Here is a 12,315-nt window from a genome sequence, read left to right on the forward strand (position 1 = left end):
GGCAGGCGCCGAAATAGCCCAGCATGGCGGCCGCGACCAGAAAATAGGCCGAGCGCATGATGACGAGATTGAGTTCGGAATCGCCGTCGGTCAGATCTCGCCAGCCGACCGTGATCATCATCGCTTCCATCACCAGCGCGCCCAGGACGGCGCCCGGCATGCCCCAGCGCATCGTGGTCGCGAGCAGGATGAAGGGCACGAAGGGAAAGAAGGGGCTGGCCAGTTCGTCGGTCAGGTAGACGAGGATGGTGAGCGCCAGCACATCGGTGCCATGGGCTATCAGGTGGGTCGGGTGGGACAGGGGTCGGCGGATCAGCCCCAAAGCCATGCAGAGCGAAAAGAGCAGGTAGATGGCGAGGACGATATGGACTTCGCTCAGCGACCGGGCCGGGCGCGTCGGATCGAGATAGATGGCCATCGCGGCAAACATGACCGCGATCAGCCGTCCCCAGGAAATCAGCCATTCAGGATCCGCAGCGAGGTTCAACTTTCCGGACAAGCCGCGAATCTGAAGCATCTGGACCATCCCGCGCCAGTCGGCACCGTGCATATGGGAATGCGCCCCTATGTCGGCTCATGCGCGCTCCCCCGGAGAATGATGGCAAGATGCCCCATTCCCCGGCAATGGCAATTACGGGTAGGTGTTGGGCCCGCCGCTCCCGATTTCGGGACAATGCCACTTCAGCCGGTCTGCAAATCGCCAAGGCCGTGGAAGGGTCGGATCTCGATCTCGCTCGGCCCCGGCATGGGGTTGGGGCAGCGTTTCACCCAGGCGACTGCTTCATCCATGTCCTTGACGTCCCAGAGCCAGAAGCCCGCGACCAGTTCGCCCGGATGCGGGAAAGGGCCGTCCTTGACGGAGCGATCCGCGCCGTCGAAAGCGACCCGCTTGCCTGCGGAAGAGGGCTGGAGGCCATCGGCCATTACGAATATGCCGGCCGCACGCAGTTCGTCGTTGAACCGGCCCATGGCTTCCATCGCCGTCATCGTCTCGGGCGTGGGGGTAAAGCCCTTTTCGCTGTCTTCGGTCGCCTTGACGAGCACCATCACACGCATCCTCAGTCTCCCGATAAGTATCTTTCCGGAATGGCGAGTGGATTGTGAGCAATTCATCCTGGGCTGCAATCAATTTGTGATCGCCGCGGGCTTTCCGTCGAGTAATCGACGGGCGGCACCGTATGTCCGTCCATTTTTAAGACGAGCGGAGTCTTTTTCACGACTCGTCGCATAATGTCCTTGGAACACGATGAGCGGTTGTTGCGAGTGGGATTTTGTTAACCCTGATCGCCGAGTCTTTGGGCTAATCGACATCAAGTTTCAGAGAGGGCCGAAAGCGTGACTTTCGCACGCTGGCGACCGGGTTCGTACCCAGTCTCAGCGAACGGAATAGTGCGTCCATTCGGCCCGGCCTGGGCTTGATGACGATTAGCCCTCGGGCACAACAACATGGGGAATTGCAATGGTCGCCAAACATACTGGCTCCCTGGTGGGAGCCGGACTAGCCCTGTCGTGCGTCTTCGCCGCCGGGGCTGCCACGATATTGTCGGTGAGTACGACGTCGAGCACGAGTTCGAGTGGCTCCACCACCAGTGCGTCGGTGTCGGCCGGCGTCGCGACGACGACGGCGACGTTCAGCGCGCCGATCGCCAATCCGCCAGCCTCATCGACATCGATCGCTTTTTCGACCTTCGACTTCGCGAATGGAACCAAGCTGCCGGACAAGGCGACCCTGTGGGTGGGCAATGCGACATTCCGACCGGGTAGCGGGGGCACCGCCTATGTGCCGGTCAAGCTGGATAGGGCGACGCCCAACACCGTGATCGCGCGGATTACCACGGCGAACGGGTCCGGCACGCTGCGCGCCATTTCCGGTTATAATTACAAGACGGTCGACACGGTGGTGATCTTCCGCCCCGGCGATCCGCTGGTGCAAACGGTGGAGGTACCGATCATATCGGCGACCGAGGGCCAGTTCTTCCAGTTGAAATTGCGCGAGGCGCCATGGGGGGCGTTGCAGGGCCAGTCGGCGGCGACGGTGACGGCGAGTTATGCCGCGGCGACGGCGAAGGCGACCGGTACCTTCCGCGCGCCGCGCACCTTCAAGGCGACGGGGACGCTCCAGTTTGAACTGCTCAAGAACACGCACAAGCGCTCGCCCGAAGGCGGGTGGGATCGCTGGGCGACGTCGCTGTCGCATGGCCGCACCCAGATCGCCAATGAAGAGACGGGACTTTACGTCGATTCCTCGCTCTGGCCCGGTATCGAAGGGCCGGTCTACTGGAGCAGCAAGGGGCTGGTACTGCACACGCAGAAGCTGGCGAGCCCGATCTCTTATGAAGGGCAGAGCTGGAAATATGGCGCCTCCGTGCTGGACGGACGCAATTTCATCGCTTCGCAGATCGGCTATGGCCAATATGAATGGGATGCGCGGATGCCGACCCGGCGTGGATCCTGGCCGGCCTTCTGGCTGGTATCGACCAGTGGCTGGCCGCCGGAAATCGACGTGTATGAAGGCTTTGGCCAGCAGAGCTACTGGGACTTCGACCGACATGTCGCGCATACCATTCATGGCGGATCGGGCGGCGTGCGGGCCTTTCAGCGCGGGACTGTGATCCAGGCGGAGCAGGCCTATGGCCTCAGCGGCTTTTCGCAGGATTACCACCGCTTCGCCGTCGATATTCAGCGTGACTATATAACCTGGTTCGTGGACGGGAAGGAGACCTACCAGTCGGTCAACCCGTTCAGAGGTTTCCGCTGGTATCCGATCATGAATGTCGCGGTGAAGACCAACAGCGCCTACACCGATGGCACGGGCGACATGATCATCCGCAGCTTCAAGATCTACAGCGCGCCATAAGCCTTCTGGTGGCCGCCCGCCAGAGCGTAGAGGCGGCCCCAACTCTTGATCCACTGTCCGGCGATATCGACACGATGCGCGCCGGGCAGCAGGATCGCGGCGAGGCCCGCGGTGCGCAGCGCCACGATGCCGACCGACCGGACCAACAGAACGGGCGTCGATATATCCTTGCGCCGTGCCATGGTTTCGGTGCAGCCGATGCGCCACATACGTCGTAAGACCCAGGACAGGCGCGCGCGTTCGGGCGGCACCCATTCGCTGACCCGTGCGTCGGGCGCCCAGCCGAAGCGGGCGCCGGCCCGTGCCAGCCGCGACAGATAGTCCAGATCCTCGCCGCCGCTGCGGTTGAAGCGCGGATCGAACCAGGGCCGCTCCAGCATCTCCAGCGCGGCGCGACGGATCAGCAGATTGTTGCTGGCCCAGAGCATGTCGGTGGCGCCCTTCGGCCGTTCTTCGGCGCGAAAGACGAGCGTCTCGCGCGCCCAGCGCGGGGCGGGGCCGACGAACATGGAATCGACCGGACCGGCGACGACATCGGCATCGACCGCCGTCTGGCAGGCGAGCAGCGCATCGAGCCAGCCGGGCTGCGGCCATTCGTCATCGTCGATCATGGCGAGGAAGCGCATCGCCGGATCGCCCAGGGCAGTCGCGACGATGGCGTTGCGCACGGCGCACAGGCCCGGCTCCGGCACGGGCAGCAGCGTGACCGGCAGGTCGTAGCCGGCGCCGCGCAGCTCCTCCACGACGCCGGCGGCCTCCTGTCCGGCCGGATCATTGTCAGCGACCAGCAGCATCACCTCATGCCCGGCGACGATAGCGGGCAGCGTTTCCATCAGATGACGCAGCTGCTGGGGCCGGCGGAAGGTCGGGACGGCGATCCAGATCGCATGGCCCATGCCGGTCATGCCGTTGCCCGCCGCGTTTCACGACGAAAGCCGTTTTTTTGCAGCCATTTGATGAGGCGATGCCCGCGCACCTCGACCAGCGCATAGCTGGCCCAGCAGAGCAGCCAGGTCGCAACCAGCATGGCAAGGATGAACAGCCCGTCCATGCCGGTGATGCCGTGTCCATGCGCGACATTCATGGCGCGTGCCACGACATCGCGGACCAGCGGATGCCAGAGATAGATGGAATAGCTGATGAGGCCGAGGTGGAAGCTGACCGGATTGGACATGACCGCGCGCGCGGCAGGGCCGTTATAAAAGCAGCTCAAGACCAGGGCCGGCATCAGGCAGACTACGAGGATATCGCGCTTGTTTGGCAGCCAGAGCGCGACGCCGATGAGGGCGCAGATGGCCACAAAGGCGCCGGGCCGGTCGATCAGCCGCTTGCACCAGCGCTGGTCCGCGATGCGATAGGCGAGTACACCGATCGAGAAGCCGGCAAGGCAGCGCACCAATGTCAGCACGGAATCGCTGTCGTTGACGTCGAGAGGGCCGCTCGACCCGTGACCCAATCCCGCCACGAGCGCCAGCGCCACCACCGCCGCAGCGCCCTGCAACCATGCGATGCGGGAAAAGGCGAGCAGGGCGATCAGTGGATAGGCCAGATAGGCGGCGACTTCCGTGCTGACCGACCAGCTGTTGCCCGCGATCGGCTCCGTGCCCCAGCCCCAGCTTTGGACCATCAACAGGTTGCTGATCACATTAGGCGCGTCGAGCGTGATTGCCTGATTGCCCGACACGTTTAGCAGGATGCGCGCCGCGAAAACCAGGGTCACGATCAAATGCAGTGGCCAGACGCGGGCGATGCGGTTGATCAGGAAATCGGCATAGCTGGCCCAGCCGGGACGGCCCATCACCCGGTCATGATAACCCAGCGAAATGACGAAGCCGCTGAGGATGAAGAACAGGTCGACCGCCAGATAGGCGCGCGAGAAGAGCGGCATGGCATAGGCCGCGAAGGTCGGATTATGCGGAATATGGTAGAGCAGCACTGACACTGCCGCGATACCGCGCAGGCCGGTGAGCGAGGAAATCCTCATGCGTTATGACTCCGAAGGCTGGCCTGACGCCGCGCGGCAGGGGCAGCATCGAAGGCGGCGCCGATCGCATCCCAGAGCGGCTTGCGGCGCATTTTATCATCAAGGGGAAGGCCGCGCGACTTTTGTCCGTCTGGCCATTTATAGTCGGGATAGTTGGACAGCCAGCTATAGCGGTCCGACAGGCCCCAGCAGAGCAGGGCCTGCGTTGCCGGATTGTCGAAGGCGACGTCCAGAAATGCCTTGGCGACCGACGCGATTTCCCGGTCGCGCTTGTCGGGATTGGGCGGTCCGCCACGATCGGCGATGTCGAATTCGGTGATCGACAGGCTGAGGCCGCGATCGCTCAGATCCTTGAGGAAGCGGGCGAAGATGTCCTGATTGAAGCCTTCGCGGAAGGGCTTGAGATGGCCCTGAATGCCCACGGCGTCGACAGGCACCTTGCGTGCTTCCAGCCGGTCGAGCAATTTCAGCATCGCGGTGCGGCGGCGCTCGCAGCGGGGAGAATCATGTTCTAGGCCGAAATCGGTCAAAAACCGCATCGCGCCGGGATCGGTCTCGCGGGCGTGGTGAAAGGCGAGGTCGATATACTCCTCGCCCATCGCGCGCATCCACATGCTGTCCTGGCGCATGCCGTCGGCACGCCCCTCATTGGGTTCGAGCGGCTCGTTGACCACGTCCCATTCGGCGATCTTGCCGGCATAGCGGGGCATGGCGGCATCGATATAGTCGAACATCAGCTTTTCGCGCCGATCATGGCTGGCCGCCTGGAGCGCGGGTTCCAGCCAGTCTGGATTGGCAGCATACCAGACCAGCGCATGGCCCCGGGCGCGCATCTTGTGCTGCTGCGCGAAGTCGATGATCTGGTCGGCGCCGCTGAAATCGAACTGGCCGGGCTTGGGTTCGGTCGTCTTGCGCTTCAGTTCATATTCCTGGACCACGATGTCGCATTGCTGTGCGACCGCGGCGGTAAAATCGGGGTCTTCGCGCAACTGGCGCGACTTGACGGCTGCGCCGAACCAGCGGCCCGAACGGCGGGCGCGAGTGGCGAGGCTTTCGGTCGAGGCGCCGTCGCGCGCATAGCTTTGCGGCATCGGTGCGCAACCGGACAGGGCGAGGGCGCCGGCCAGAAATTCGCGTCGCCTCAAAGCCGCGGCTCCTTGCCAACGAGCATGTGGGAGAAATCGATCCAGCCGTCGGACATGCGGCGATAGACCGGGTCGGGCATGACGATCTGGAGCAGGACGGTGGCGGCGAGGCGCGGCTTGAACGCGCCGCGACAGAGAGCCGAGAAATAATAGCGCATCGCCCGGCGGCGGCTGGTCGGCCAGATGCTCTTGGCCGCGTGCCAGCCCATATAGGCGGAAAAGGCCTGGGGCGAAATATGGGGTTGCAGGTCGCGCAGCCAGACGAGGTTGCCGACATTGTCGCGCACCTGCGACAGGCGGTTGCCGGTCTGGCGGTCGGTCCAGATGGTGCCGGGTCGTTCCGTCATCAGGAACCGTCCGCCGGCGAGCGACAGGCGCATCGCGAAATCGGTATCGTCTCCGAAACCCACATCCTCGCGATAGCGGACCCTGAGCGCCAGCGCGCGGCCGAGCGCCATGCTGCTCGTTTGGATGAACCCCCGGTCGCACATCAGATAACTGTCCATCGTCTCGTCGGAGGCGATGGCGCGGGGCGGTTTCAGGAACTGGCGGCCCGCGCCCCGGTCGGCCACGACCTGGCCATAGGCAACGATATTTTCACCATGTTGAAGCAGCACCAGCAGGTCGGACAGATGATGTGGCAGGAACAGGTCGTCGCAGTCGAGGAAGGCGATATAATGGCCGCGCGCATGGTCTACGCCGGTGTTGCGCGCCGCTGCCGCCCCACGATTGGACTGGATGATCACGGTCAGACGGGGATCGTCGATCCCGCGCAGCGCGTCTTCGGTCTGGTCGGTCGACCCGTCGATGACGACGATCACTTCGATTTCGGCGATCGTCTGCTCCAGCGCGGAAACGACGGCGGCGACCGTCTCCTCGCGCCGCTGATAGCTCGGTATGATGACCGAGAAGAGCGGGGTCGCCGTTGTGCCGGCGCTGGTGGGGGCGACTTCCATCAGTCTCATGACGGCTGCGGGGGTCGGCGGGCGGCTTCCGCCTTGCCGAAGTGGAGGACGAACCGGTTGACCAGCGACCGGTAGAGCGGCTTTGGCAGATAGGAGCGCAGCACCTGCCGAGCGATGATCTTGGGTGGCACGCCGCCCGCGACCAGCCCCACCGCCAGGTCGCGGATCGCCAGCACCGGGCGGATCGGCGCCATATGATAGGCCAGCACCGTCGCGCGATAGCCGCGCCGCGCCCGCGTCGTCAGCATGTGGCCGCACCGGTCGAGCCAGTCGAGCGAGGTTTCATAGCCCTTCACATAGGAGGTCCGCCCCGCCTCGGTCGCGTCAAGCCAGACGGTGAGCGGCTGTTCAATCATCCGGAACCGCGCGCCCGCACCCTGAAGACGGACGCAGAAATCGAGATCCTGCCCCTTTTTGAGGGCCGGGTCGAAGAGCACCTGCCGCGCCATTTCGGTGGGGACGACCATGGTCGACGTCTGCATGAACTGGTTGGCGCAGAAGAGATATTCGCCGACATCCTCGCCCTCGCGAATGCCGCGATCGGGCCTGATCCAGTAGCGATCGACGCCCCGGTCGACCTTCATCCGCGAATAAAGGACGGTGCGTCCGTCATCCTTGGCCAGCGCCTTTGCCATGATCGACAGTTTGCCGGGCAGGAACAGGTCATCGGAATCAAGGAAGGCGATATATTGGCCGACGGACGCCAGTATTCCGTGATTGCGCGCCGCGCCGCCGCCGGCATTGTCCTGCCGGATGTAACGGACGCGCGGGTCGCCGATTGCGTCGATCACCGGGCGCGGGTTGTCCTTCGACCCGTCGTCGATGACGACGATCTCCAGATCCTGCCAGTCCTGCGCCAGCACCGACCGGATCGTGTCGCCGACAATGTCCGCCCGGTTGTAAAGCGGGATGACGACGGAAAAGAAGGGACGGTTATTCTGATGCGTCGCATCGCTCATGCGCCATGCACCTTTCGATATTCTTCATAGTGGACACCGGCGAGGCCGGCAATCTTGCCGGCCGCGCGATAGAGGCGGCCGAGCCGCTGGATGCGTTTGCCCCGGTCGAGTGTCAGCAGGGCGCCCAATGCGCCCGATGTCGCGCCGCCCAGGATGCGGGGGGTTTCGCCGACAAGTGCGCGCAGCCGACCCTTGTGGAAGCGTTCGACCATCATGTCGGTCATGCCGATGCGATAGCCGCGCATCAGCAGCCATTTCTGCGTCACCCGGCTGGCGGGGATGAGTTCGGTCACGACCGCATCCTCCGACCAGGCGAAGCGATGGCCGGCGCGCTGCATGCGGGAGAAAAGCTGCTTGTCCGACCCGCCGGTCAGCGCCATCCGCTCGTCGAACGGGGCATCGCCCATGGCCCGCAGGGCCGAGGCGGCGATCAGCACATTGGCGGTGCTGTCAACCAGGTCGACGGGGCCGGATGCACCGCGTTTCTTGGGCTGGAGCAGGGGATGGGGCGCGGCCCAGTTCGGCACCGGGGCGTCCATCTCGCGCAGCACGGCGCCGCCGACGACGTCGGCATTCCATTGCAGCGCCGCGCCGACCATGGCGTCGAGCCAGCCGGGCGAGGCGGCCTCGTCATCGTCGAGCATCGCGACATGGGTGACATCGGGATGGCCGAGCGCCTGCGCGACCAGCGCATTGCGGACGCGGGGGATGCCCCGTTCTGCGACGAGGATGGCGCGGATCGGCCAGCGATAGCCCTGCGTTGCGATCCGCTCCACCACGGCCATGCCCTCCTGCCGGGAGGCGTCATTGTCCGCGACCAGCACTTCGAGCTGAAACTGCGTATCCAGCTGCGCGATCGACTGAAGCGTGCGCAGCAGCCCCTGCGGCCGGTTGCAGGTGGCGATGCCGAGAATGACCTTAGTCATGGGCGACCTCCCGATCGTTGGAGAGATGGCGGCGGTTCCAGACCGGGCGGGGACGCGCCTTGAAGGTCGCGTGCGCGGTTGCGATCGCCGCGAGGAAGATCACCCAGACCTGGCGATCCTTGTCGAAGAAGGAGGTTTCCAGAAGATTCTGGTACATGACGAACACCCATATGGCGAAGGCCGGCACCATCAGCGTCTGGTTCTCGCGGGTCGAACCCGTCAGGAACCAGTAAGCCGGCAGGGCCAGGAAGCTGATCAGCAGCATGATGAGGCCTAGCGGGCCGGTCGTGACCCAGATTTCCAGATAGCCATTGTGCGAATGGGCGGTCCGCATCTGGAACGCCTGGTTCAGATAGTCGTGCGAGGGGGACTGCGCGCCGACCTGCCAGAAGGCGCCGAAACCGGAGCCGAGATAGGGATGGTCGGCAAGATAGTCCAACACCACGCGCCAGATCGATACGCGGCCGGTGAAGGCGGTGGGATCGGCGAAAAGCCGTTCGATCGTCGGCTGATAGGCGATGTAGAGCGCCAGGAAGCCGACCATGCCGAATCCCAGCCCCAGCAACAGGATCGCGCGCTTCTGGGTATTGCCGCTGAGCCCGCGATAGATGTTGCTGATCGCCAGCATGCCCACGCACAGCGCCAGCGACGTCTTGCTCTTCGTACCGATCACGAAGACGAAGGCCATGACCGCGAACAGCGCATAATACCATTTGCGCTTGTCGATCCACGCATTGCCACACACGATGAAGGTCAGCGCCATGACCGCGCCGGCGATATTCTTGTGGAAGAAGAAACCGCGCCAGGCGCCGACCAGCGCCCGGTCATTTTCGCTTGGCGGATGCACGGCGTTCGGCGTCAGGGGCAGCGAGATCCAGCAGATGAGCAGCGAGGCGATCAGCGCCGCGCGCAGGGAGTCGAACAGACGCTGCGGTCCGATCAGCGACAGCGCGCAAAAGGTGATGTAGATCACGATCAACTGCTGCATCGCGCGCTTGAACGACACGAAGGGATCGACCCCCCAGGTGCAGGTGATGAAGAACCAGACGAGCATGATGGCGAGCGGCCAGAAGCTGAACTTGTAGCGCAGCGGCTGCTTGCGGATGAGCTGCACCGCCGTCAGCAACAGGGCGAAGCCGATGAACAGCGCCTGCTTGAACAGGTCGGACCCGTCATTGGCTTCTGCCATCGCCACCAGTTCGTCCTGCGTACGGGACGCGAAGGGCTGCTGGCCGATGAAGACCATCATCAGGAAGACGAAATAGAAGATTTGCGCAACCCAGACGAGCGTCTCGCTGCCGCCGTCCGTGACCGGCGCAGTCTGGATGATCGTATCAGCGCCCGTGTCGGCGCCGGTATCTATGGTCGTCGCGGGGCGGACGCGGTGCCAGCTTGTCGCCATGGCTTCAGCCCTCCGCCTGCTGCGTCAGACGCCACTGACGGTCGAGCCGCCAGATGCCCAGCATCATCACCAGCTGCGACAGTACCACGCCGCCGATCGACAGCACCGGATCGGCGCCCAGTACGATCAGCGTCACCGCGACGACGCCGACACCGCAACTGCGCAGGCTCTGCGCGGCGAGCGGCCGGAAGGCGCGGCGCGCCTGCGTCATCACGCTCATCGGCGTTTGCACGCACTGGACCAGCGAGAGCAGGGCGCACAGCGCGACCGCGAGGACGACGGCCCCATGGTCGAGCGTGGGCTTGAGGATCAGGCTCGGGAAAAATTCCAGCACGATCCCCGCGAGGACGCAGGTACCGAGCCACAGCATGACCAGCGCGCCCATGAACATGCGTTCGGACTTGATCGCCGACCGATGGTCACCGCGCGCGACGGCGCGGGTCATGCGGGGGCGCTCCAGCTGGGTGAGGGCGGTGATGCAGACATTGACCGGGCGAAAGAAGAGCATGCCGACCGCGATCGGCGCGAAGGCCGTCGGCCCGGCGAGCAGGGTTACGATATAGCTGTGCGAATTGGACGTCGCCTCGGTCGACAGCACGCCGACCAGCGTCCAGGCCGACTGTTCGCGCCATACGGGGCGATAGGCGCGGAGCGCGCGGCCCGGACCCATCGCGCCATGACGGCGCAGGAAGGCAAGGCCAAAGGGCAGCATCCCGATCAGGCTGGCCGCGACCAGCATGCCGCCGATCGCGGGCAGGCTGGCACCGGTGCGCATCGCGACCATCAGGCCGATCAGGATCGTGCCGGCATAGGCGAGGTCCGACCGCGCCGCGCGCATCGGCGCGTGATGGGCATAGGCGTTCGACCGGCCGAACCAGCGGATCAGCGAGAAGATGCCGGCCAGGCCGAACAGCAGCGCGGCAGTCGGCGAGGCGGTGGCCCAGGCGATCGCGGCGCAAATCAGCCCCTGGCTGACTGCCAGAAGCAGGTTGACCGGGAAGAAGAAGTCGAAACGGCGGGCGTCCGCTTCCTCGCCCTGATTGACCATGATCGTATAGGGCGTGGACACCAGCGCGTTGGACAGGCCGTAGCCGAACTGGATGATCACCAGCAGGAACGCCAGCGTACCGATCGCCGACGTGCCCAGATGATGGATGGAAAAAAGCTGGACGGCCAGATGGCTGACCGACACGATCGCCGACGACAGGCTGGCCAGGCCGAAACGGCCAAGCACGCTGCCAAGGCGCTGGATGCGGCCCGTTGCCGGGCCTTCTTCAGCGACCTGCGCTTCAGCCATGGCGATGCTTCCAGATCAGCCAGAGTGCGTGGGGATTGGTGGTGATGTAGCGCCAGGCGAGCTGGCGCGGGCGTGTGACCATGCGATGCAGCCATTCCAGACCTGATTTCTGCATCCACATCGGCGCGCGCGGATAGTCGCCGGTCACATAGTTGAACAGGCCGCCACAGGTGACGATCCAGCCGGCCTTGATCCGGTGGCGGTTGCGCACGCAGAAGGCCTGCTCGCGCGGCTTGCCGGTGCCGACCCACAGAACATCGGGGGCGGCGGCGTTGATCGCGTCGATCACCGCATCCTCATTCTGCGCCGACCAGAAGCCGTCGCGCCGTCCGGCCAGTTGCAGTCCGGGCGCCATGGCGGTGATCCGCCGCGCGCATTCGGCATTCACCGTCTCCGTTGCGCCCAGCAGATAATAGGTCACGCCCGATGCCGCTGCCGGCTTCAGGCTGTCGATGAACATGTCGGTCGTGCTGGACCGGTCGGCGATCTCCGGACCGCCCAGCCAGCGCGAGGCCGTCACGACGACCTGCCCATCGGCATGGATCAGGTCCGCCTGCGCCAGATCGGCGCGGAAGGCGGAATCGCTGGCGTTCATCGACAGGCCCTGACCATTGCAGTCGAAGATCAGCCAAGCGGGCTGGTCGAGCGACCGACGCAGCGGCGCTTCCCGCAGCATCTTGTCGATCAGCGCTTTCAGCGACAAGGTCGACACCGGAATGCCTCCGACCTGCGCGACCGGGGCTTCCGTGCGAGCGCCGTCTGGCCAGGGCATCGGGTTGC

Annotated in this window: 12 protein-coding genes; 1 reads left to right on the forward strand and 11 read right to left on the reverse strand. The window is 64.7% G+C overall.

All coding sequences use genetic code 11. From position 1 onward, the window contains the following. Both VMR39_RS08030 and VMR39_RS08035 read right to left on the reverse strand, forming a co-directional pair. A partial coding sequence (locus VMR39_RS08030; RefSeq protein WP_325415453.1) for a hypothetical protein occupies window positions 1–517 on the reverse strand: 517 nt, incomplete at its 3' end. 164 nt (window positions 518–681) lie between these two features. Next, on the reverse strand, window positions 682–1,056 hold the full coding sequence (locus VMR39_RS08035) for a YciI family protein (protein WP_325415454.1): 375 nt from the start codon (window positions 1,054–1,056) through the stop codon (window positions 682–684). 403 nt (window positions 1,057–1,459) lie between these two features. Here VMR39_RS08035 and VMR39_RS08040 point away from each other — a divergent pair, with 403 nt between their 5' ends. Beyond that, window positions 1,460–2,857: a glycoside hydrolase family 16 protein gene (locus VMR39_RS08040; protein ID WP_325415455.1), complete on the forward strand. Its 1,398-nt coding sequence runs from the start codon at window positions 1,460–1,462 to the stop codon at window positions 2,855–2,857. On the opposite strand, the gene VMR39_RS08045 is transcribed toward VMR39_RS08040, so the two are convergent. The 9 genes from VMR39_RS08045 to VMR39_RS08085 are packed head-to-tail and all read right to left on the reverse strand — an operon-like array spanning window position 2,842 to window position 12,307. Next, window positions 2,842–3,762 (reverse strand): glycosyltransferase family 2 protein, encoded by a 921-nt coding sequence (locus VMR39_RS08045; RefSeq protein ID WP_325415456.1) that lies wholly within the window; start codon window positions 3,760–3,762, stop codon window positions 2,842–2,844. The genes VMR39_RS08040 and VMR39_RS08045 overlap by 16 nt on opposite strands. Further along, the gene (locus VMR39_RS08050) at window positions 3,759–4,841 is read right to left on the reverse strand and encodes an acyltransferase (RefSeq protein ID WP_325415457.1); all 1,083 of its coding nucleotides are present in this window, start codon (window positions 4,839–4,841) and stop codon (window positions 3,759–3,761) included. The genes VMR39_RS08045 and VMR39_RS08050 overlap by 4 nt, the downstream gene beginning before the upstream one ends. Beyond that, window positions 4,838–5,986, reverse strand: coding sequence for an endo-1,4-beta-xylanase (locus VMR39_RS08055; protein ID WP_325415458.1), 1,149 nt, complete (start codon window positions 5,984–5,986; stop codon window positions 4,838–4,840). The genes VMR39_RS08050 and VMR39_RS08055 overlap by 4 nt, the downstream gene beginning before the upstream one ends. Further along, complete coding sequence (locus VMR39_RS08060) at window positions 5,983–6,942, reverse strand: glycosyltransferase family 2 protein (protein ID WP_325415459.1); 960 nt, start codon at window positions 6,940–6,942, stop codon at window positions 5,983–5,985. Before VMR39_RS08060 ends, VMR39_RS08055 begins: the two co-directional genes overlap by 4 nt. Window positions 6,943–6,947: 5 nt before the next feature. Beyond that, on the reverse strand, window positions 6,948–7,910 hold the full coding sequence (locus VMR39_RS08065) for a glycosyltransferase family 2 protein (RefSeq protein ID WP_325415460.1): 963 nt from the start codon (window positions 7,908–7,910) through the stop codon (window positions 6,948–6,950). After that, on the reverse strand, window positions 7,907–8,836 hold the full coding sequence (locus tag VMR39_RS08070) for a glycosyltransferase family 2 protein (protein ID WP_325415461.1): 930 nt from the start codon (window positions 8,834–8,836) through the stop codon (window positions 7,907–7,909). Before VMR39_RS08070 ends, VMR39_RS08065 begins: the two co-directional genes overlap by 4 nt. Continuing rightward, the gene (locus VMR39_RS08075) at window positions 8,829–10,238 is read right to left on the reverse strand and encodes an O-antigen ligase (protein WP_325415462.1); all 1,410 of its coding nucleotides are present in this window, start codon (window positions 10,236–10,238) and stop codon (window positions 8,829–8,831) included. Before VMR39_RS08075 ends, VMR39_RS08070 begins: the two co-directional genes overlap by 8 nt. A gap of 4 nt (window positions 10,239–10,242) precedes the next feature. Next, window positions 10,243–11,535 (reverse strand): polysaccharide biosynthesis protein, encoded by a 1,293-nt coding sequence (locus tag VMR39_RS08080; RefSeq protein ID WP_325415463.1) that lies wholly within the window; start codon window positions 11,533–11,535, stop codon window positions 10,243–10,245. Further along, window positions 11,528–12,307, reverse strand: a complete 780-nt coding sequence (locus VMR39_RS08085) for a WecB/TagA/CpsF family glycosyltransferase (RefSeq protein ID WP_325415560.1) — start codon at window positions 12,305–12,307, stop codon at window positions 11,528–11,530. Before VMR39_RS08085 ends, VMR39_RS08080 begins: the two co-directional genes overlap by 8 nt. Between the last annotated feature and the right edge of the window lie 8 nt (window positions 12,308–12,315).

Origin of the sequence: Sphingobium sp., from assembly GCF_035511395.1 — a bacterium.
In the GTDB taxonomy this organism is placed as follows: domain Bacteria; phylum Pseudomonadota; class Alphaproteobacteria; order Sphingomonadales; family Sphingomonadaceae; genus Sphingobium.

Coding starts and splice junctions, on each gene's coding strand:
- VMR39_RS08065 (WP_325415460.1), bottom strand. CDS start 7,910: ATGAGCGATGCGACGCATCAGAATAACCGTCCCTTCTTTTCCGTCGTC.
- VMR39_RS08050 (WP_325415457.1), bottom strand. CDS start 4,841: ATGAGGATTTCCTCGCTCACCGGCCTGCGCGGTATCGCGGCAGTGTCA.
- VMR39_RS08045 (WP_325415456.1), bottom strand. CDS start 3,762: ATGACCGGCATGGGCCATGCGATCTGGATCGCCGTCCCGACCTTCCGC.
- VMR39_RS08070 (WP_325415461.1), bottom strand. CDS start 8,836: ATGACTAAGGTCATTCTCGGCATCGCCACCTGCAACCGGCCGCAGGGG.
- VMR39_RS08040 (WP_325415455.1), top strand. CDS start 1,460: ATGGTCGCCAAACATACTGGCTCCCTGGTGGGAGCCGGACTAGCCCTG.
- VMR39_RS08080 (WP_325415463.1), bottom strand. CDS start 11,535: ATGGCTGAAGCGCAGGTCGCTGAAGAAGGCCCGGCAACGGGCCGCATC.
- VMR39_RS08075 (WP_325415462.1), bottom strand. CDS start 10,238: ATGGCGACAAGCTGGCACCGCGTCCGCCCCGCGACGACCATAGATACC.
- VMR39_RS08035 (WP_325415454.1), bottom strand. CDS start 1,056: ATGCGTGTGATGGTGCTCGTCAAGGCGACCGAAGACAGCGAAAAGGGC.
- VMR39_RS08085 (WP_325415560.1), bottom strand. CDS start 12,307: ATGCCCTGGCCAGACGGCGCTCGCACGGAAGCCCCGGTCGCGCAGGTC.
- VMR39_RS08060 (WP_325415459.1), bottom strand. CDS start 6,942: ATGGAAGTCGCCCCCACCAGCGCCGGCACAACGGCGACCCCGCTCTTC.